Genomic DNA, 16679 nt, shown 5'->3' with positions numbered 1-16679 from the left:
GCCGCAAGCATGACGATTGATGCCCTCCCCGACCTGAATGCGTATCCCACCCCTGAGCGGGCGTTTCGCTATCTGCGACTTATTGCGAGGTGGCCGAGGCTCGTGGGGTGCGATGAAGGCTACGTGCCGGACCTCTTCCCCGCCCAGCATTACGGCGACTACCTGATCCTGAACATCGACCTGAAGCCAGGCCGGATCAAAAACTGGAGAAAGCCGATCGCCACCGACATCGAAAAGATGATCGAGGCGAACCAGGAAGACTGATCAACCAGCGCCGTGTATCGGATATCGCTCAGCCCTCTGTGATGACAGCAGGGTGTCACCTTGCCCCTGGCCTTAGCGGATTTTGTCGCGGCGTAGACGGGCAACACTCGGAGGGGCGACATCCGATGCGGACGAATTCGCGGCCTATAACGCTATAGGCCGCCACTGATACTCAAGGAATCAGTCATCCCGATCATCACGATCTCGACCGTGATAACGATCATACCCGCGATCATCGTATCGGCGATCGTACCCACGGCCCCGACCTTGGTCATCGTAGCCCTGGTCGTATCTGCGCCCATGATCATCCCCTCTGTAACGATCATGCCCATACCGTCCTCCGTCGTCCCAGATAGGCACGCAACCACCAAGCAGAATAAGACCAGAAATGGCCAAAAGGGTTATTGCTGCGCGCTTCATCTTGAACGTCCTAATTGCTTGAGAGGGTTAATTTTTTGACTGCAAATCAGCCCAATGATTCAGCCGTGCCCGCGAATAAACATCGGCCCGAGCGGCCGCCAGGGCATGATCAATTACACGTCGCTGAAGAGCGTCGCGCCGGGGAAAATTGGCCAGGCCGATCTACCTGAGCGCCATGTGCATCGACGCCCGGGGCGACCGCTACAGCAAGTCCGTGGAGAGGGTGAGCACTAAAATCCACCAACACCGCTAAGCCGTGCGTTAAAAGTAACCGTACAGAAGACACATCTTGACGAAATCATCTTAGGCCATGGCGCGAGCAAGACGCCCTTGTTGACGGTAGCGGTGAAGCGTTTACGAGCTTTTGGTGTCCGGGAGAGGCCCTTTGGCCCAGTGGGCCAATGCTTCACCGCTCAGGTAAGGCAGAGCCTCGCGGGCCGTATGTGCGAACCGAGTACTACTGGTACCTTTATCGTCATATCTGAACCAGTGGTCGCCGCCCATAAGCTGTATCAAAACGTGGGCTTTGTGCTGGAGTCGGAGCAGGAAGGGCAGCAGTGGGGCAAGTCGGTGGTGGAGCAGTGTTTTGTGCGGCAAGGGGTTTGACGCAACAGCACCCCAGTAAATGGGGCACTGTTACGGCCTGACGATCACTCGTCGAGATTGCCCATGGCTGTGGTGTTAAAGCCGCCGTCCACGTACATGATTTCCCCGCTGATTCCCGACTCCAGGCCCGAGCACAGGAAGGCGCCGGCATTGCCGACCTCTTCAATGGTGACGTTACGGCGCAACGGCGTTTGCGCCTCGTTGGCCACCAGCGTCTTGAGGAAATTCTAGATGCCGGAAGCGGCGAGGGTGCGAATCGGCCCGGCAGACACCGCATTAACCCGCGTGCCTTCGGGGCTCAACGAGCCGGCCAGATACCGTACGCCAGCCTCCAGGTAAGACAGGGTCAACAGGCTGCCATTGCGGCCCTTCATCAGCTCCCGACCGGGAATATTACGAGGCCCATGGGCGGTTGGGGAGATACTTTTTCAAGTGATGGCATTAAGCTATCTCGCACTTAACCATCATGGCATTTAACAGGGCTTGAATTTATCTATGGGTCGTTCCTTTGCTTGGGTCTTTCCGTTGTGCCTGGTGGCTGTTTTTGGTGCGGGTTGTTCTTCTCATAAAGGCCTGCCGCCGGCCAAACCCAAGCCGGTCGTACTGACGGCAGACGACCACCATGCGAAGGTTATTTTCAGAATGCTCAGCACCGAATCGCAGGTGAGCTTCAGCGCTGGGCCCGAGGGGAATTTGAGCAGCGTGGGGGTTGTTTACAACGATTCCCTGGAGCAACAGGCGCCGGCGTTTGTCCGAGGGTTATACAAGGGCCTGGCCCATGGGCTCTATCGTGCCCGGCCGTTCCGGGAGACGTTGGTGCCGGCGGATCAGTTGACGGTGGTGGAAGGCGTTGCGAACTGGCGCAATGATCGCGGGACCTCGTACAGCCTGGAAAAGTGCGGGCCGTTGTCGCGCAGCTTTCTGCCGAAAGCGAACAAGACCTATCTGGTGGAGTTTGATTTGCAGGGGTTCTCGGTGTGTAGCGAGAAGGTTTATGACGTGACGGTGGAAGGGCAGAAGGAGTTGGTTTTACCGGTAGCGAAATGACCGGTCACGACGCGCAAAATACGGCGCGCACCGCGATGACTCTTGAAAAACGGCGCTTACTCCAGAACTTCTCTAAGGAATACCTGTGCAACGAATTGCGTTACTGCTTTCCATGGCAGCCGTCGGGGGGTGTGTTAGTCAGCCAGTGTCGCTGAGCAAAAGTGCGGTAAAGGCATATGGCGTTTTTCTGGGTCAACCTGTGGTAGCTGATACGGTATTCCGTGACGGAGACAGATTGAATTTCCAGCTCGTCGCTCCGAAAACAGATGCAAAACCGGAACGCACCGTTGTGCAATTGGAGGCGTCTTGCAGCGTGGCACAACTGCGTGCCGCTTACATTGATTCTCCCTTTGCGCGGGTTTACATCAATCGGCAAAACGGGGTGTACGTGGGCGCACGCTCCCTGACGTCATCCCTTTATTCAGGGCTCACCAGTAACCCGAGTTTCATTCACGCCTGTTCTGAGACACCGCAGCCCGACTGGAGAGTCGTCAGCGTAAAAGAGGATGACCAATGGGTGATGCTTGATAGGCATAGCATCAAACAGCAAGGCTCGGAAACGCTGTTCTGGGGGGCGTATGACAATAAAAAAATAGTGACGGATGCCTCGCAAGGCACGCCGTCTGCCCAAAAGCGTGAACACTATGCTGTCGATTGCACCGAGCAGAAGTTTCGTCGGCTGGCCAGTTATGACGTTGATATATTTAACAGTGTGATAGACGGTGAGACCCCGCAGAATCCAGTCGTCAAGACTGTTGCGCAAGCCCGCGATGATTACAAGCTGTTGTTCAAGACGCTGTGCGCCGGCGCTGAACAACTGAAGCAACTGCCCACGTATAAACCGCGCTACAAAGTGCGTGCTGTGCCAAGCCCATATAGTGTTGGTACGCCAATGCTTTCTGCAATCAACGCCCTCAATCTGCAACCGGCAGCCAAAAAACTCAGCTATGTTGCGACGAGCCGGACACCCACCCGCAAGGGTGGTGCTTCGTTGGTGTACGAAGAGAATTTCCTCACCACGGACTCAGCGAGCGGGCAAGTAGTTGTCGATGTACGCAGTGAGGCTTACGAGATACGTAGAGTTACTTGGCGGGGGTTGATTGTGCTCGCCAGTACCATCACTACGTTTGACCAGAAAGTGGGCACCTATGAACTCAAAAGCTTGAGTTTTTCCGGGGATTGGCAGCGCATGCCCATAGGCTCTCTCCTGAGTTACTCCGCTCAGGGGCGCCAGCACGGCGCTGAGCAACGTTGGGGCGACGGGAAAGGCTACGCGGTCGACTGCACTGTAAAGCGCGAACTTGACGCCGATGAGCTCAGTGCTGGACTGACTGGAAAAGCCAAGGAAATGGGCTGCACGACTCAAGGCGACAAGCACGCAATCGTTAGAAAATTTTATTATTTGGCTGACTACGCCTATTTTTTCGCATGGGGTACGCAGAGCAATTCGCTCTCTGGTGATGAAGTTCATATTTTGAGCGTTCGCTAAACGATAGCGCTAAAAAAAGAGGGGTGGTCAGGCACAAGAAGCCATCAACGCATTGGTATGGTCGATCTGGCTCTGCATTTGTATGTCTTACTGTGTAGCCTTAGAAGCGACCTTCAGAGCCGCGTCGAGATCCTGCTCAGCGATGGAAAGAATGATCCTTAGATTCTCCATCTCGTAATGATGATCCTTGGATACCGCAGCCATTTCGAGCAGATTCTGTTTATTGATTTCCTCAATTTCGGCGCGGAGCTCCTGGCTTAGGGCGTTCTGACGAACCACGCTCGAACCGAGGGTCGCTGCGACCTCTGCTCTCGCTTTTTTGCTCTCGATTAACAGTAGTACCAGTACACCGGTCACGATCAGAAGCGCACCGATCACGAACACCCAGCCAGCAGAATAACCGCCAGTCCCGCTACAACACTTCGCATGTCGTTCCCTCTTTGGTTTGGCGGGACTGTAGCACCTGGCCGCAGAAAGCAAAAAGCCCAGCGCGAGGCTGGGCTCAAAGCAACTAATCTGCAAGAGACTAAGCGTCTGGAACTTCTTTATCGAGTGCAAGCTTTGGATCAGCCACCTCTACCCAGCCCTTCTTCAAATACTCATCTGCCACAATTTTACGTATCAAAAAACAGTAGATGATTGGCAGTCCAGCAATAGGTATAGCTGCCCAAGGCGGGCCTGCAAACAGCCCCAACCCTATAGCAATACCCCAGATTAATAAATGGCGCCAAAGGCCGGCGAAGCAAAGATAGAGTGGGCCTAGGAACAATATTGCCAGAACCTGAAACGCATCGACTTCTTCAACCTTGCCATTGTCTAGACTTTTGAAGTATCGGGCCATTGCACTCTCCGTGTGGGGGTTAATTCGGAAAAATAGCACTGGGAAAGCCAGATGCAAAGAGCCCTGCGTGGGGCTGGGATCTTCTGTTGTGAGCTCAGCCCTTCTTCAGTACGATGAAAGCACCGCCGATTCCAAAAACAGCACTGTAGCCGGCCCCGCACGGAACGTCGGGTTGTGCTTGGCTGCCTCAAGCATATGCGGAGCGAGATCATGTGCATCAAGCGCTTCTTTTGATGCCCACTTCTCGATCAATACAAAGCTATCGCTATTTCCGACTACAGGATGGATATCATATTGAATGCACCCTTGCTCAGCCCTGACCAAAGGAGCGAGTTTTTCAAAAGCCGCGAGCTGGCCCGAGCCTCGACCTGGCTGGGTATTGATGATGACGACAAGCCGAACTTCATCAGACATAGGTAACACGCCGCATACTAAAGAGGGGAAAATACAGTACGCTACAACCAAGTACAGATGCAAAAAGCCCAGCGATGAGCTGGGCCTAACTGGTTCAACTAGGCTCCGGTCACGGGAACTCTGCCAGCGTTGCAGTAAGGTAGTTGAATCTTTGATTTAGACTTATCGGCGGACTTCACCGTCCCATAGGCGGTTGCTAGTGTGGACACCGCGTCCACTGCCATCTTCAGTCCGGGTGTCGAATCGGCGCCCACCTTTGCCAAGCTACCGTTATCGTTTAGGTCTACCGAGAATTTAGAGGTTTCGAGCCATCCAGCCTCGTAACGGATATAGCTTTCCTGGGCCGCCGGGATTAGCTTCGTTTCAGTGACTTGGACCGCAAAGCAGCCAGTGTTTTCGTCGCCGCCGGCGTAACGTAGCATCTCACCTTCTTTATTCAGGATTTTGTCCTGAATGTAATGCTCCTTTACCTGAACTAGCCGAAAAAAAGGAACACCCTCACAACCATTCTTGCAGTCAGATTGCTCATACGTGACAATTTTCCCTGAGCATCCTGCCAGCACTGCTATCACTGAAAAAATCATAAACCGTTTCATGCCCACTTCCTCCCCTATATGGCTTATTGCCACAACAAGATCGTAGCGGGCGCTAGCGGAAGCGCCATTTTCTACGATCTCACCTGCTGAGAGATGGCTTGCGAGAAAGCTATCGAACAAGGAGATCCGATGCTCGCTGCAAAGATCGGCGGGTTTCAATTCCGAGATATCCGACCCAAGGCGGCGTCTGAAATTGTGGATATCGGCGATGCGAGCCTGCTATTGGGGCATAGCAATCAGGAAATCACAAAGCGCGTTTATAGGAGACTCGGCGCCACCGCGAAGCCGTCAAAATAGAAAAGTTATGGAACGCTTCCATAATAGTTCTGGAACGCCGAGCAAATTAAGATCGGAAGTGTCCAAACCCCAGAAACGCAAAAGCCCCGCATCAGCGGGGCTTTCGTGTAAATCTTGGCGGGAAACCAGGGATTCGAACCCTGGGAACGCTATTAACGTTCGCCGGTTTTCAAGACCGGTGCATTCAACCACTCTGCCAATTTCCCTTTTGCATCACAGGATTATAGCAGCCCATCCTGTCTCAGCGGGCGCCATAATACCCGAATGAAACACACTGTCAAACTCTCGCCATCGCTTGTTACAGAGCGTCTGTTATGATCTTTGCGACTGAACGTTTCAAAACCGAAGGAGTGTCGCCATGCGCGAACAGAATTACGCAGTGAATGGTAACGCGCAGGCTGAGCAGCTTGAAGTCAGCCGCGTCTTGCGCAACACCTATGGCTTGCTCGCCCTTACCCTCGCATTCAGCGGCGTGATGGCGTTCATGGCGCAGCAGATGCACGTCGGCTACCCGAATGTCTTTGTCGTGTTGATCGGCTTCTACGGTCTGTTCTTCCTGACCAACAAGCTGCGTGACTCGGCCTGGGGCCTGGTGTCGGCGTTTGCCTTGACCGGTTTCATGGGCTTTATCCTCGGCCCGATCCTTAACCGTTACCTCGGCATGGCCGGCGGCGCGGAAGTGGTCAGCTCGGCGTTTGCCATGACAGCCCTGGTGTTTGGTGGTTTGTCGGCGTATGTGCTGATCACCCGCAAGGACATGAGTTTCCTGGGTGGCTTCATCACCGCCGGCTTCTTCGTGTTGCTGGGGGCAGTGGTCGCTGGCATGTTCTTCCAGATCAGCGGTCTGCAGTTGGCGATCAGCGCAGGTTTTGTGCTGTTCTCCTCCGTGTGCATCCTGTTCCAGACCAGCGCCATCATCCACGGCGGTGAGCGCAACTACATCATGGCGACCATCAGCCTGTATGTGTCGATCTACAACCTGTTCATCAGCCTGTTGCAGATCTTCGGCATCATGAGCCGCGACGACTGATTGCCAGCAGTATAAAAAATGCCCCGTATCGCAAGATACGGGGCATTTTTGTTTCAGGGCGCTTTGTTCAGGGCTCAGTACTGGTTGGGCTCCATCTCCAGATCGACCTTGAAACGCTGGGCAATATCCTGCTGGATACGTAGCGCCAGGTTGGCAATGTCATGCCCGGTGGCGCCGCCGTAGTTGACCAGCACCAATGCCTGCATCTTATGCACGCCGGCATCTCCATCACGAAAGCCCTTCCAACCGGCCTTGTCGATCAACCAGCCGGCAGCGAGTTTCATCTGCCCGTCGGCCTGGGGATAGGCCACCAAGTCCGGATACAAGCCCTGCAGCTCGGCGGCCAGCGCCTGGGACACCAATGGGTTTTTGAAGAAGCTGCCGGCATTGCCCAGTTCTGCGGGGTCCGGCAGTTTTTCCCGACGTATATCGCAGATCGCCCGGCTGACATCGCTCGGGGTGGCGTCGGTAATCCCCTGCCCGGCCAGGCGCTGTTGCACGGGGCCGTAGTCGAGCTTGAGGTGGCTGACGCGGCTCAGGGCAAACCGCACCCGCAGGATCAGCCACCGTCCGGTTTCGTGTTTGAACAGGCTGTCCCGGTAGGCGAAGTTGCATTCTTCCAGGCTGAAATCACGCAACTCGCCGGTCTGACGATCCAGGGCCGTCAAGCCGGCGAACACATCCTTGATCTCCACTCCGTAGGCGCCGATGTTTTGCATCGGTGCGGCGCCCACGGTGCCGGGGATCAGGCTGAGGTTTTCGAGGCCGCAGAAGCCATGTTCCAGGGTCCACAGCACGAACGGGTGCCAGGCTTCGCCCGCTTCGGCCTCGACCACCACATGCTGGCCGTCATCCTGCAGCACCCGAATACCCTGGGTCGCCATGCGCAATACCAGGGCCGGAATGTCCCGGGTCAGCAGCAGGTTGCTGCCACCACCGATCACCAGCAGCGGTACTGCCTGGGCGGCGGCATAGGCCAGGGCCTCGCGAACATCCGCGTCGCTGTGGGCCTCGGCGAAGAGCTGGGCACGCACGTCGATGCCGAAGCTGTTGAATGGCTTGAGCGATACCTGCGCAAGCACTTGCAAGGTCATAACCGCCCCTTCAATTCGATCACCAATAAATCACAGGCTCGTTCAATCAGGTCCAGGACCCGCTCAAAGCCTTGTTCGCCTTCGTAGTAAGGGTCTGGCACCTCGTCCACTTCAGAGTCGTAGCGGCGCAGGAACAGGTCGAGCTCGGCCTTGCCCTGCCCCGGCTGCATCGCTTTGAGGTTACGCAGGTTGCTGTGGTCCATGGCCAGGATCAGGTCATAACGCGCAAAGTCGGCGCGGGAGACCTGCTGCGCACGCTGGGCCGACAGATCGTAACCGCGCTGCCGCGCTGCCTGTTGGCTGCGTGAGTCCGGTGGGTTGCCGATATGCCATTCCCCCGTGCCGGCGGACGCTACGTCGACCTGGCCAGCCAAACCCGCTTCGCGCAATTTATGGCGCAATACGCCTTCAGCGGTGGGCGAGCGGCAGATGTTGCCCAGGCAGACAAACAGAACCTCCATCAGGCCCCCAGCAGGCGGCGGACGCGCTCGAGGTCTTCGTGGGTGTCAACACCCGCAGGCGGTGCTTCCAGAGCATCGCCGACATGGATACGCACGCCGTGCCACAGGGCACGCAGTTGTTCCAGGGATTCGGTGTTTTCCAGCCAGCACGGGCCCCAACTGACGAAGTCATGCAGGAAACCGGCACGGTAGGCATAGATACCGATGTGACGGCGGTACGGCACGCCTTCTGGCAACCGGTCAGGATGCCTGGCAAAAGCATCCCGCGCCCAGGGCAACGTCGAGCGGCTGAATGTCAGCGCCAGGCCGTTGATGTCGCTGACCACTTTGACCACGTTCGGGTTGAACAGCGTTTCAATGTCTTCGATGGGCTCGGCCAGGGTCGCCATGCGCGCTTCGCCATGAGCCGCCAGGTTCGCGGCCACCTGGTCGATCACGCGCGGCGGGATCAACGGCTCGTCACCTTGCACATTGACCACGATGGCATCAGGCGCCAGGCCAAGTTGTGTGGCCACTTCGGCCAGGCGGTCGGTGCCGGAATTATGGTCTTCGCGGGTCAGAATCGCTTCGGCACCGAAGGTTTTGCACGCATCGATAATGCGCGGATCATCGGTGGCCACCACCACGCGTTCGGCGCTGCTTTTGCAGGCCTGTTCCCACACCAGCTGAATCATCGGCTTGTTGCCGATCAGTTGCAGCGGTTTACCCGGCAAGCGGGTCGAGGCGTAGCGCGATGGAATGACAACGGTAAAGGCTGTAGTCATTTATCCAGGCGCTCGTCGGTGGTCAGCGTGCGGGCTTCGCTTTCCAGCATCACCGGGATGCCATCACGGATCGGGTAAGCCAGGCCGGCGCCTTTGCTGATCAGTTCGGTCTTGTCCGCGCTGAGCTTGAGTGGGCCTTTGCAGATCGGGCAAGCGAGGATGTCGAGCAGTTTGGTGTCCATGAGTGTTTCCTGGAATGAAGCGTTTAAGGCAAGAGACGGGCGGGCAACAGACGCATCAGTTGCATGTCGAACCAGGCGACAAACGCTGGCGACGGCACCGCATCCACCGCAAGGTACCACCAGTCGGACTGGGCAAAGGCGCGGCACTTCACCGCGTCCTTCTCGGTCATGACCAGCGGCAATGATGGCGTGAAATTCAAGACTTCCGCGCTGTAGGACGCATGGTCGGCAAAAGCATGGGGTATCGGCTGCCAGTGTAGCGTTTCAAGGGTGTTGAAGAAACGTTGCGGGTTGCCGATACCGGCGACCGCATGCACCTGCTGGCCCGCCGGGAAGTAATCGACCGGCTGGCGTTCGCCGGTTTGCAAGTTGACCAACGCCGTGGGCAGCAGACGAAAGGCGAAACCATCTTCGCGATCGGCCGCGGTGCCATTATAGAGCAGCGCATCCACGCTCTTCAGGCGCTCCGCCGGTTCGCGCAACGGCCCGGCAGGCAGGCAGCGGCGATTGCCCAGGCCCCGGGCGGCGTCGATCAGCACCAGCTCAAGGTCGCGAGCCAGGCGGTAATGCTGCAGGCCGTCGTCGGAGAGGATCAGGTCCAGGGTTTCGCTGGCCAGCAGCGTCTTCACTGCGCGGCTGCGATCGGGGTCGATCATCAAGGGGACGCCGCAGCGCTGCACGATCAGCAAGGGTTCATCGCCAGCCACTTCAGCAGCGTGGCCGGCCTCGACCCGCCACGGCAACTGCGGTGGCTTCGCGCCATACCCGCGACTGACCACGCCCACACGCAAACCTCTGCGCTGACAATGCTCGATCAACCACAGGATCAACGGCGTCTTGCCAGTCCCGCCCACGGTGATATTGCCGACCACCACCACCGGCACCGGCGATTGGTAGATCTCGCCCTCGCCCGCCAGGAAGCGCGCGCGCTTGCGCTGCACCACCGCGCGATACAGCGACTCCAGCGGCCGCAGCAACGTCAGCGCCGGATGGCCTTCGTACCAGGCCTTGAGCAAGCGATCGGACATGGCCATCAGGGTTGGCTCACTGCCTCGACGGTGCTCATGCGCAAGTGGCTGAACCCCAGCTTGCCGGCAGCGTCCATCGCGGTAATGACAGCCTGGTGCTGGGTCTTGCCATCAGCACTGATCGACAGCGGCATCTTGGTATCGCCACCGGACTCTTTCTGCAGGGCTTCCATCAGGCTGTTGAGGTCGTTCTTCTCGAGCAACTGGTTATTCACCGAAAACACGCCGTCGGCACTGATGGCGATATCCAGTTGCTTGACTTCCTGGTCCTCGGCCGGCGAGCCGCTGACCGCTTCCGGCAAATCTACCCGCAGTTGGGTCTGCCGCGTAAAGGTGGTGGTCACGACAAAAAACAGCAGCAGGATAAACACCACGTCGATCAGCGACGCGAGGTTGATATCAACATTTTCCCGTTGCTTGCGGCGAAATTTCACGCTTTGTCCCCGACCAAGTCCACGTCACGGTCGCCCTGCACCACTTCCACCAGCTTGATGGCTTCCTGCTCCATGCCGACCACCAACTCATCGATCCGGCGTTGCAGGAAACGGTGGAAGAACACCGAGGGAATACCGACCATCAGGCCCGCTGCCGTGGTGATCAGGGCCTTGGAGATACCACCGGCCAGCACCGCGGCGTTGGTGCTCATGCCCGAGCCCATGAACGAGCTGAAAATATCGATCATGCCCAGTACCGTGCCCAGCAGGCCGAGCAACGGTGCCATGGCGGCGATGGTGCCGAGGGCGTTGATATAACGCTCCAGCTCATGGATGACCCGCGCGGCGGCCTCTTCGATGCACTCTTTCATGATCTCGCGACCATGCTTGGAGTTGGCCAGCCCGGCCGCGAGGATTTCACCCAGGGGTGAATTGGCACGCAGCTCCTTGAGTTTCTGCTTGTCGAGCTGCTTGTTCTTGATCCAGCCCCAGACCTGCCCCAGCAGATGCTCGGGTGTGACACGGCTGGCGCGCAAGGTCCACAGGCGTTCGGCAACGATGCCGAGTGCGGCGATGGAGCTCAAGATGATCGGCAACATCATCCAGCCGCCGGATTTGACCAATTCCCACACAGTGAATGTCCCCTCGAAAAAGTGCGCCACTTTACCATATAGGTCAGGCAGCGGGGCTCGTCGACCCACGACCCGCCGATCACAGGCTTCGGCCATTGGTAACGTGCGGTTACGGTAGCGCTTCTCGCCAGAAGCGGCGTTGACTGCGCGCAACAATCGGTGGCGCGAAGGCGCCCAATCGCAAACGTACCGCGCCCTGTTCGGCGCTGTCATACACCTGCGCTCCCAACGCTTGATAGCGCTCCACCACTTGTGGATGAGGATGACCGAACGCATTGCCGCGCCCTCGGGAAATCAGCACCGACTTCGGCGCCAGCCGCTGCAGAAACGGCCAGGATGACGAACTGCGGCTACCATGGTGAGGGGCTTGCAGCCAATCGGTCGGCACCGCCAGAGCCGAGGCCAGAAACGCCTGCTCTGCGGCGCGATCGATATCGCCGGTGAGCAGCAGGCGCTCGCCATTGGCCTGTACGTGCAATACACAGGATTTCGGGTTGCCATCAACTGCGTCTGGCCATTGCCACAATTCAAAGGACACGCCGTCCCACGCCCATTGTTCACCGCTGATACAAGGCTGAGTGTCGAGAAGCGCCGGCAACCCTTCAGTTTCACCACCGACGACCCGTTTGATCGGCAGCCCACGGGCGACAGCCGCCGCACCGCCGGCATGATCGGCATCGGCATGGCTCAGTAACATCATGTCCAGAGCGTCTACCCCGAGCCTCTTCAGCGACGGCAACACCACCCGCGCGCCGAGATCGACCGCCCCGGAGCGCGGGCCGGCATCGTAGAGCAAGGTGTGATGGCGGGTGCGCAGGATCAACGCCAGCCCCTGCCCGACATCCAGCTGCAGTACGTCCACCTGCCCGTGGGGCACCGGCTCGCGCGGCGGGAACACCGCCAACAACAGCATCGGCCAGCCGAGCAGCCGAATCGGCACACCCTTGGGCAGCAACAGCAACACCGCACCGACCAGGCTAACCAGCCAATAGCCCATGGGCACCTCGGCCGGTATCCACGCGGGCAATTGCCCTGCCAGCAGCGCCAGGGCGTTGAACAAGCCGTCCAGCGCCCCACCCGCCAGCCACAACAAGCCCGCGCCCACGAACGGCACCGCCAGCAATGCCGTCCCGAGCAGGGCCAGGGGCAATACCACCAGGCTGATCCACGGCACCGCAAATAGATTGGCCAGCGGCGCACTGAGGCTGATGGGCAAACCCAGCACCAGCAACACCGGGAAAAGACCGATGGCTATCAACCATTGCGGACGGGTCCATGCCTGCCAAGCACTCCAGCGGCCTAACCGACCGCCGAACGTCAGCCCCAGTACCGCCACGGCCGCAAAGGACAACCAGAACCCCGGCTGCAAGCTGGCCAAGGGTTCAAGGATCAGCACACCATTGAACGCCAGCAACAGCGGCCACCAGATGCCCAGATGACGGAAACGCAAACGCCACAGCAACACCAGCCCCACCATTACACAGGCGCGCTGCACCGGCACGCCGAACCCCGCCAGCAGGCCGTACCCCAACGCCGCGGTAAACGCCAGGCCACACGCCCACGGCAGCCACGGCCAGGTGCGCGGCCAGCAGCCGTAGCGCGCCAGAGCGGCGACGAGCGCATAGATCAACCCCGCCAACAGGCCAATGTGCTGGCCGGAAATGACCAGCAAATGCACCGTGCCGGTGTCCTGCAAGACACGCCAGTCGTCGGCCGTCAGCCCGGAGCCGTCCCCCAGCACCAGGGCCGCCAACCCCGCCTCGCGCCCTTGGGCGTCCACCGCCGTCAAGCGCTGACGGACCGCGTCACGCCAAGCATTGCGGGCCGGCGCCAGGCGTTCGCCGTCCTTTACCGAGCCGGTGGCGCCGATGCGCTGGGCGAGCAGCCAGGCTTCATGGTCGACGCCATGGAAGTTGAGCAGGCCCGACGGACGTTTAAGCGTCACCGCGAGGCGCCAACGCTCACCGCTGCGTACCGGTGGGCCACCGTGCCAGTACAGCCGAATGCGCGCGGGCAAGCGGGCGTTGCGCGACCGGCTGTCGCTCAGTTCGAAACGCACGCCGCTGTCAGTCTGCTGCGGCAACCCGCTCACACGCCCCTCCAGCCAACGCGTCTGGCCGTCGAGCGTCGGACGCAAGCGGTCATTCAGCGCCCACTGCGCGCTCACACATGCCCAACACAAGCCGAACAGGAAAAACGCCAGCGGATAAGTGCGAAACGGCAGCAGCATCAACGCCACCACTGCCAGGGCCAACAGCATCCCGGCAGGCGGCAGTGCGGGTAGAAATCGCAGCGCAAGCAGCCCGAGTGCAAGCGCGAACATCCCTGTCCTCATGGATCATTCCTTTGACGTGATCCATTCAGTCTTAGCTGGCCCCCGGCCGCAGCCTATGATGTTTTGTCACAAAGTCTGAATTTTCTGTTTATAGAATGCGCGCATACTTGCCCCTCGACTTGATCTGGACCCCTTATGCCCCGGCGCTTATTCAAACGGTACATGCCCGACCCCACCAGTATCAGGGAACACAAGTCATTACAGTTTCTGGGCACCTTGCTGCATGACCCGAACCTCTGGCACCTGAATCGGCACTCGGTAGCCCGCGCCATGGCGGTAGGCCTGTTTGCGGCGTTTATCCCGATCCCCTTGCAGATGCTCTTGGCGGCGGTGCTGGCGATCACGGTGCGGGGCAATATGCCGATTGCCATCAGCCTGGTGTGGCTGACTAACCCGATCACCATGCCAGTGGTGTTCCTGTGTACCTACATGACCGGCGCCTGGCTGATGAACGTGCCGGCGCGCAGCCTGCCCGACGACCTGACGTGGGAGTGGATCAGCGGTCAGTTGAGCACGCTGTGGCAGCCGTTCCTGCTCGGCTCGCTGGTACTGGGTGTGGTGTTGGGCGCGCTGGCCTATTGCCTGACCATGGGTTATTGGCGCTGGTGGGTCGCGCACCAATGGAATAAACGCAAACTGCGTCGCGCTTGAGCCCTAGGCTGCGCACAAACGCAGATGCACACGCAAGCCCTGGCCGGTATTCTCCGCCCACAAGCTGCCGTCCTGACGTTGCACCGCATTGCGCGCGATGCTCAACCCCAGCCCGAAGCCACCGTCGCCAGGCCGTGAGCCGTCCAGGCGGATGAACGGCGCGAAGATCCGTTCCAGATCGCGTTCATCAATACCCCCGCCCTGATCCTCCAGCCATAGGTGCCAATATGCGCCATCACGGCGCCCATCGAGGCTGACGACACCGCCCGCAGGTGAATGCCGTATGGCGTTGCGCAGGATATTTTCCAGCGCCTGGGCCAGGGCGTTCAGATTGCCGCGTACCCAACAATCCGGCCCCAGCCGGCATGGCAGCCGCGAGGCTGGCCAATCGCTTTCGAAACAGGCGTTGTCCTTGAGCATGTCCCACAACGCCTGAACCTGAATGTCTTCGACAGGCAGCGGCGTCCGCTCGGTGTCCAACCAGGCCAATTGCAGGCTGTCCTCGACCAGGCGCTGCATGACGTCGATCTCCCGCCCCAGCCGTTCACGCAGTTGCGCCAGATCCTGCTCGCTGTCACAGGCCACGCGCAAACGGCTGAGGGGGGTGCGCAGTTCATGGGACATGTCCCGCAACAGCTGTTGCTGCAATACCACCGTGCCCTGCAACCGCTCGGACATATGGTCAAACGCCCGCCCCAGCTCGCCCAATTCATCCTGGCGGCTGGTGGCATCGTGGGATAGCCGCGTGTTCAATTGATCGGCACGCCAGGCGTTGGCCTGCTCGCGCAATTGATTGAGCGGCATGATCAGCAGCCGGTACAGGCCGATGCACAACAACAGGGTAAACAGACCGGGAATCACGCCATTGGTCACCACCCGCCAGAACAGTTGGTAGCGCCCCGGCATAAAGCGCTGGGGCAACTCGATCACCAGCGAGCCGACACTGGGGTCCAGGGGAAACGGGATTTTCAACCATGGCAGGCCTTTGGCGTGGCGGCTGACCGGCCAGTCCAGGCCGCGCAGAAAAGTCAGGCGCTGGCTTTCCTTGTCGGTCAACGGCGTGCTGGCGAGGGATTGCAGGTCGTTGCCGATCACGCCGATCCAGGTGCGCTCACGCGCAGCCATCAGTTGCAACCAGGCGTCCACACCGTCAGCGCCCTGGGTACTCCAGGCCAACTCCGCTCCCGCCGCATAACCGCTGAGAATCTCGCGGGAGGTGTCGGACAGATAAGCGTTCTGCTGCTCCATGTACCGGCCCCAGGACCAACTGAGCCAGATCATCAACAAGCAGAAGGCAATCAGCAGGCAGGCCAACTTCCAGAACAACGAGTGCCTGCCCGGCAGACGTTTCAAGCTCCCCTCAAAGGCCGTCATCGTGACCGCTCAACACATAGCCCTTACCCCAGACGGTACGCACTTCACGCTCGCTATAGCCGATGCTCTTGAGTTTGCGGCGAATCTGGCTGATATGCATATCGAGGCTGCGGTCATGGGGCGCATAACCGCGCTGCAGCACGTGCTGATAAAGGAAGGCTTTGCTCAGCACTTCCTCGCCGTTGTTGTGCAAGGTCTGCAGCAGGCGGTACTCGCTGCGGGTCAGCCCGGCCCACTGCTGCTGGTAGAAGATGTCGGACAGTTCATCATCAAAGCGCAGGCTCCGGGCGTCGTCGCGCGCGGGCGGCAAACTCAGCGGCGGACGGCGATCCAGGGCCACCCGGCGCAGGATGGCTTCAATACGCACGCGCAACTCGATCATGCTGAACGGCTTGGGCAGGTAGTCGTCCGCACCCAGGCGAAAGCCGTTCACGCGATCGGCTTCGGCGCCCAGGGCCGACACCAGGATCACCGGGACCGCATGGCTCTGGCGCAGATGCGTGAGGATCGACAGCCCGTCCAGCCCCGGCAGCAGAATATCCATCAACACCACGTCGAAGACGTGCTCGCGGGCCATCTGCAGGCCTTGCTGGCCGTTCCGACACCACGTGACCTGAAAGCCACAGCGCCCCAGATGCTCGTGGACATAGGCGCCCAGCACGGGGTCATCTTCGATGGTCAGGATACTGGGTAGACCAACTTCCACGGGATTCATTAGCG

The 16679-nt window shown here is 59.2% G+C and carries 20 protein-coding genes, 1 tRNA gene and 3 pseudogenes; 7 read left to right on the top strand and 17 right to left on the bottom strand.

The genetic code is table 11. The features are described 5' to 3' along the window. Positions 1–9: 9 nt before the first annotated feature. Positions 10–264: a hypothetical protein gene (locus ACVWZP_RS02140; RefSeq protein WP_457369328.1), complete on the top strand. Its 255-nt coding sequence runs from the start codon at positions 10–12 to the stop codon at positions 262–264. A gap of 152 nt (positions 265–416) precedes the next feature. Here the strand turns inward: ACVWZP_RS02140 and ACVWZP_RS02135 are convergent, their stop codons facing one another. Continuing rightward, positions 417–596 (bottom strand): hypothetical protein, encoded by a 180-nt coding sequence (locus tag ACVWZP_RS02135; RefSeq protein ID WP_057004404.1) that lies wholly within the window; start codon positions 594–596, stop codon positions 417–419. Positions 597–1182: 586 nt separating this feature from the next. Between ACVWZP_RS02135 and ACVWZP_RS02130 the strand changes: the two are divergent. After that, positions 1183–1290 (top strand): annotated as a pseudogene (locus tag ACVWZP_RS02130) (MarR family transcriptional regulator); the annotation flags it as partial. A gap of 44 nt (positions 1291–1334) precedes the next feature. Here ACVWZP_RS02130 and ACVWZP_RS02125 read toward each other — a convergent pair. Next, positions 1335–1676 (bottom strand): annotated as a pseudogene (locus ACVWZP_RS02125) (SDR family oxidoreductase); the annotation flags it as partial. Positions 1677–1785: 109 nt separating this feature from the next. Between ACVWZP_RS02125 and ACVWZP_RS02120 the strand changes: the two are divergent. Both ACVWZP_RS02120 and ACVWZP_RS02115 read left to right on the top strand, forming a co-directional pair. Then, a complete protein-coding gene (locus ACVWZP_RS02120) occupies positions 1786–2337 on the top strand; it encodes a hypothetical protein (protein ID WP_169881553.1) in 552 nt (183 codons plus the stop codon). 85 nt (positions 2338–2422) lie between these two features. Further along, positions 2423–3826: a surface-adhesin E family protein gene (locus tag ACVWZP_RS02115; protein ID WP_156179913.1), complete on the top strand. Its 1404-nt coding sequence runs from the start codon at positions 2423–2425 to the stop codon at positions 3824–3826. 87 nt (positions 3827–3913) lie between these two features. Here ACVWZP_RS02115 and ACVWZP_RS02110 read toward each other — a convergent pair whose 3' ends face one another. The 4 genes from ACVWZP_RS02110 to ACVWZP_RS02095 all read right to left on the bottom strand — a co-directional run bounded on the left by ACVWZP_RS02110 (position 3914) and on the right by ACVWZP_RS02095 (position 5836). Beyond that, the gene (locus ACVWZP_RS02110; RefSeq protein WP_156179910.1) at positions 3914–4204 is read right to left on the bottom strand and encodes a hypothetical protein; all 291 of its coding nucleotides are present in this window, start codon (positions 4202–4204) and stop codon (positions 3914–3916) included. 148 nt (positions 4205–4352) lie between these two features. Then, entirely contained in the window at positions 4353–4667 is a 315-nt protein-coding gene (locus ACVWZP_RS02105; RefSeq protein ID WP_046383008.1) for a hypothetical protein, read from the bottom strand. 105 nt (positions 4668–4772) lie between these two features. Then, positions 4773–5081 (bottom strand): putative quinol monooxygenase, encoded by a 309-nt coding sequence (locus tag ACVWZP_RS02100; protein WP_126588336.1) that lies wholly within the window; start codon positions 5079–5081, stop codon positions 4773–4775. Positions 5082–5179: 98 nt separating this feature from the next. Beyond that, positions 5180–5836 carry a hypothetical protein gene (locus ACVWZP_RS02095; protein ID WP_158276048.1) on the bottom strand — a complete coding sequence of 219 codons (657 nt, stop codon included), beginning with the start codon at positions 5834–5836 and terminating at the stop codon, positions 5180–5182. On the opposite strand from ACVWZP_RS02095, the pseudogene ACVWZP_RS02090 reads away from it, so the two are divergent. After that, positions 5768–5974: pseudogene (locus tag ACVWZP_RS02090) on the top strand (integrase); the annotation flags it as partial. The gene ACVWZP_RS02095 and the pseudogene ACVWZP_RS02090 overlap by 69 nt on opposite strands. Positions 5975–6089: 115 nt before the next feature. Here ACVWZP_RS02090 and ACVWZP_RS02085 read toward each other — a convergent pair. Beyond that, positions 6090–6180, bottom strand: a tRNA-Ser gene (locus tag ACVWZP_RS02085). Between the two features lie 152 nt (positions 6181–6332). On the opposite strand from ACVWZP_RS02085, the gene ACVWZP_RS02080 reads away from it, so the two are divergent. Further along, entirely contained in the window at positions 6333–7004 is a 672-nt protein-coding gene (locus tag ACVWZP_RS02080) for a Bax inhibitor-1/YccA family protein (protein WP_057004407.1), read from the top strand. Between the two features lie 74 nt (positions 7005–7078). Here ACVWZP_RS02080 and murB read toward each other — a convergent pair whose 3' ends face one another. The 8 genes from murB to ACVWZP_RS02040 form a co-directional block, all read right to left on the bottom strand. Further along, complete coding sequence (murB, locus tag ACVWZP_RS02075) at positions 7079–8098, bottom strand: UDP-N-acetylmuramate dehydrogenase (RefSeq protein WP_079444176.1); 1020 nt, start codon at positions 8096–8098, stop codon at positions 7079–7081. Further along, positions 8095–8559 (bottom strand): low molecular weight protein-tyrosine-phosphatase, encoded by a 465-nt coding sequence (locus tag ACVWZP_RS02070; protein ID WP_017848010.1) that lies wholly within the window; start codon positions 8557–8559, stop codon positions 8095–8097. Before ACVWZP_RS02070 ends, murB begins: the two co-directional genes overlap by 4 nt. Then, positions 8559–9323, bottom strand: coding sequence for a 3-deoxy-manno-octulosonate cytidylyltransferase (gene kdsB / locus ACVWZP_RS02065; RefSeq protein WP_426122522.1), 765 nt, complete (start codon positions 9321–9323; stop codon positions 8559–8561). Before kdsB ends, ACVWZP_RS02070 begins: the two co-directional genes overlap by 1 nt. Beyond that, positions 9320–9505, bottom strand: coding sequence for a Trm112 family protein (locus ACVWZP_RS02060; protein WP_003174668.1), 186 nt, complete (start codon positions 9503–9505; stop codon positions 9320–9322). The genes kdsB and ACVWZP_RS02060 overlap by 4 nt, the downstream gene beginning before the upstream one ends. Before the next feature lie 23 nt (positions 9506–9528). Continuing rightward, positions 9529–10539: a tetraacyldisaccharide 4'-kinase gene (gene lpxK / locus ACVWZP_RS02055; protein ID WP_426122524.1), complete on the bottom strand. Its 1011-nt coding sequence runs from the start codon at positions 10537–10539 to the stop codon at positions 9529–9531. Then, positions 10539–10967 carry an ExbD/TolR family protein gene (locus tag ACVWZP_RS02050; RefSeq protein ID WP_046382925.1) on the bottom strand — a complete coding sequence of 143 codons (429 nt, stop codon included), beginning with the start codon at positions 10965–10967 and terminating at the stop codon, positions 10539–10541. Before ACVWZP_RS02050 ends, lpxK begins: the two co-directional genes overlap by 1 nt. Next, a complete protein-coding gene (locus ACVWZP_RS02045) occupies positions 10964–11599 on the bottom strand; it encodes a MotA/TolQ/ExbB proton channel family protein (protein WP_046382924.1) in 636 nt (211 codons plus the stop codon). The genes ACVWZP_RS02050 and ACVWZP_RS02045 overlap by 4 nt, the downstream gene beginning before the upstream one ends. Positions 11600–11708: 109 nt before the next feature. Then, positions 11709–13922, bottom strand: a complete 2214-nt coding sequence (locus ACVWZP_RS02040; RefSeq protein ID WP_457369327.1) for a DNA internalization-related competence protein ComEC/Rec2 — start codon at positions 13920–13922, stop codon at positions 11709–11711. Between the two features lie 147 nt (positions 13923–14069). On the opposite strand from ACVWZP_RS02040, the gene ACVWZP_RS02035 reads away from it, so the two are divergent. Further along, positions 14070–14585, top strand: a complete 516-nt coding sequence (locus ACVWZP_RS02035; RefSeq protein WP_017848016.1) for a DUF2062 domain-containing protein — start codon at positions 14070–14072, stop codon at positions 14583–14585. Positions 14586–14588: 3 nt separating this feature from the next. Here ACVWZP_RS02035 and ACVWZP_RS02030 read toward each other — a convergent pair whose 3' ends face one another. Together ACVWZP_RS02030 and ACVWZP_RS02025 are read right to left on the bottom strand one after the other, a co-directional pair. Beyond that, positions 14589–15959, bottom strand: a complete 1371-nt coding sequence (locus ACVWZP_RS02030) for a histidine kinase sensor domain-containing protein (RefSeq protein WP_457369326.1) — start codon at positions 15957–15959, stop codon at positions 14589–14591. Further along, positions 15946–16674 carry a response regulator transcription factor gene (locus tag ACVWZP_RS02025; RefSeq protein ID WP_457369325.1) on the bottom strand — a complete coding sequence of 243 codons (729 nt, stop codon included), beginning with the start codon at positions 16672–16674 and terminating at the stop codon, positions 15946–15948. Before ACVWZP_RS02025 ends, ACVWZP_RS02030 begins: the two co-directional genes overlap by 14 nt. Between the last annotated feature and the right edge of the window lie 5 nt (positions 16675–16679).

Source organism: Pseudomonas sp. TE36184 (genome assembly GCF_054060055.1).
Note: the sequence above shows the minus strand (reverse complement) of the source record. Positions and strands in the feature narration are given on the sequence as shown.

What these genes read in the sequence shown, in the direction of transcription:
- ACVWZP_RS02100 (WP_126588336.1), bottom strand. Translation starts at nt 5,081, where the DNA reads ATGTCTGATGAAGTTCGGCTTGTCGTCATCATCAATACCCAGCCAGGT.
- ACVWZP_RS02025 (WP_457369325.1), bottom strand. Translation starts at nt 16,674, where the DNA reads ATGAATCCCGTGGAAGTTGGTCTACCCAGTATCCTGACCATCGAAGAT.
- ACVWZP_RS02035 (WP_017848016.1), top strand. Translation starts at nt 14,070, where the DNA reads ATGCCCCGGCGCTTATTCAAACGGTACATGCCCGACCCCACCAGTATC.
- ACVWZP_RS02060 (WP_003174668.1), bottom strand. Translation starts at nt 9,505, where the DNA reads ATGGACACCAAACTGCTCGACATCCTCGCTTGCCCGATCTGCAAAGGC.
- murB (WP_079444176.1), bottom strand. Translation starts at nt 8,098, where the DNA reads ATGACCTTGCAAGTGCTTGCGCAGGTATCGCTCAAGCCATTCAACAGC.
- lpxK (WP_426122524.1), bottom strand. Translation starts at nt 10,539, where the DNA reads ATGGCCATGTCCGATCGCTTGCTCAAGGCCTGGTACGAAGGCCATCCG.
- ACVWZP_RS02140 (WP_457369328.1), top strand. Translation starts at nt 10, where the DNA reads ATGACGATTGATGCCCTCCCCGACCTGAATGCGTATCCCACCCCTGAG.
- ACVWZP_RS02030 (WP_457369326.1), bottom strand. Translation starts at nt 15,959, where the DNA reads ATGACGGCCTTTGAGGGGAGCTTGAAACGTCTGCCGGGCAGGCACTCG.
- ACVWZP_RS02120 (WP_169881553.1), top strand. Translation starts at nt 1,786, where the DNA reads ATGGGTCGTTCCTTTGCTTGGGTCTTTCCGTTGTGCCTGGTGGCTGTT.
- ACVWZP_RS02040 (WP_457369327.1), bottom strand. Translation starts at nt 13,922, where the DNA reads ATGTTCGCGCTTGCACTCGGGCTGCTTGCGCTGCGATTTCTACCCGCA.
- ACVWZP_RS02105 (WP_046383008.1), bottom strand. Translation starts at nt 4,667, where the DNA reads ATGGCCCGATACTTCAAAAGTCTAGACAATGGCAAGGTTGAAGAAGTC.
- ACVWZP_RS02135 (WP_057004404.1), bottom strand. Translation starts at nt 596, where the DNA reads ATGGGCATGATCGTTACAGAGGGGATGATCATGGGCGCAGATACGACC.
- kdsB (WP_426122522.1), bottom strand. Translation starts at nt 9,323, where the DNA reads ATGACTACAGCCTTTACCGTTGTCATTCCATCGCGCTACGCCTCGACC.
- ACVWZP_RS02080 (WP_057004407.1), top strand. Translation starts at nt 6,333, where the DNA reads ATGCGCGAACAGAATTACGCAGTGAATGGTAACGCGCAGGCTGAGCAG.
- ACVWZP_RS02070 (WP_017848010.1), bottom strand. Translation starts at nt 8,559, where the DNA reads ATGGAGGTTCTGTTTGTCTGCCTGGGCAACATCTGCCGCTCGCCCACC.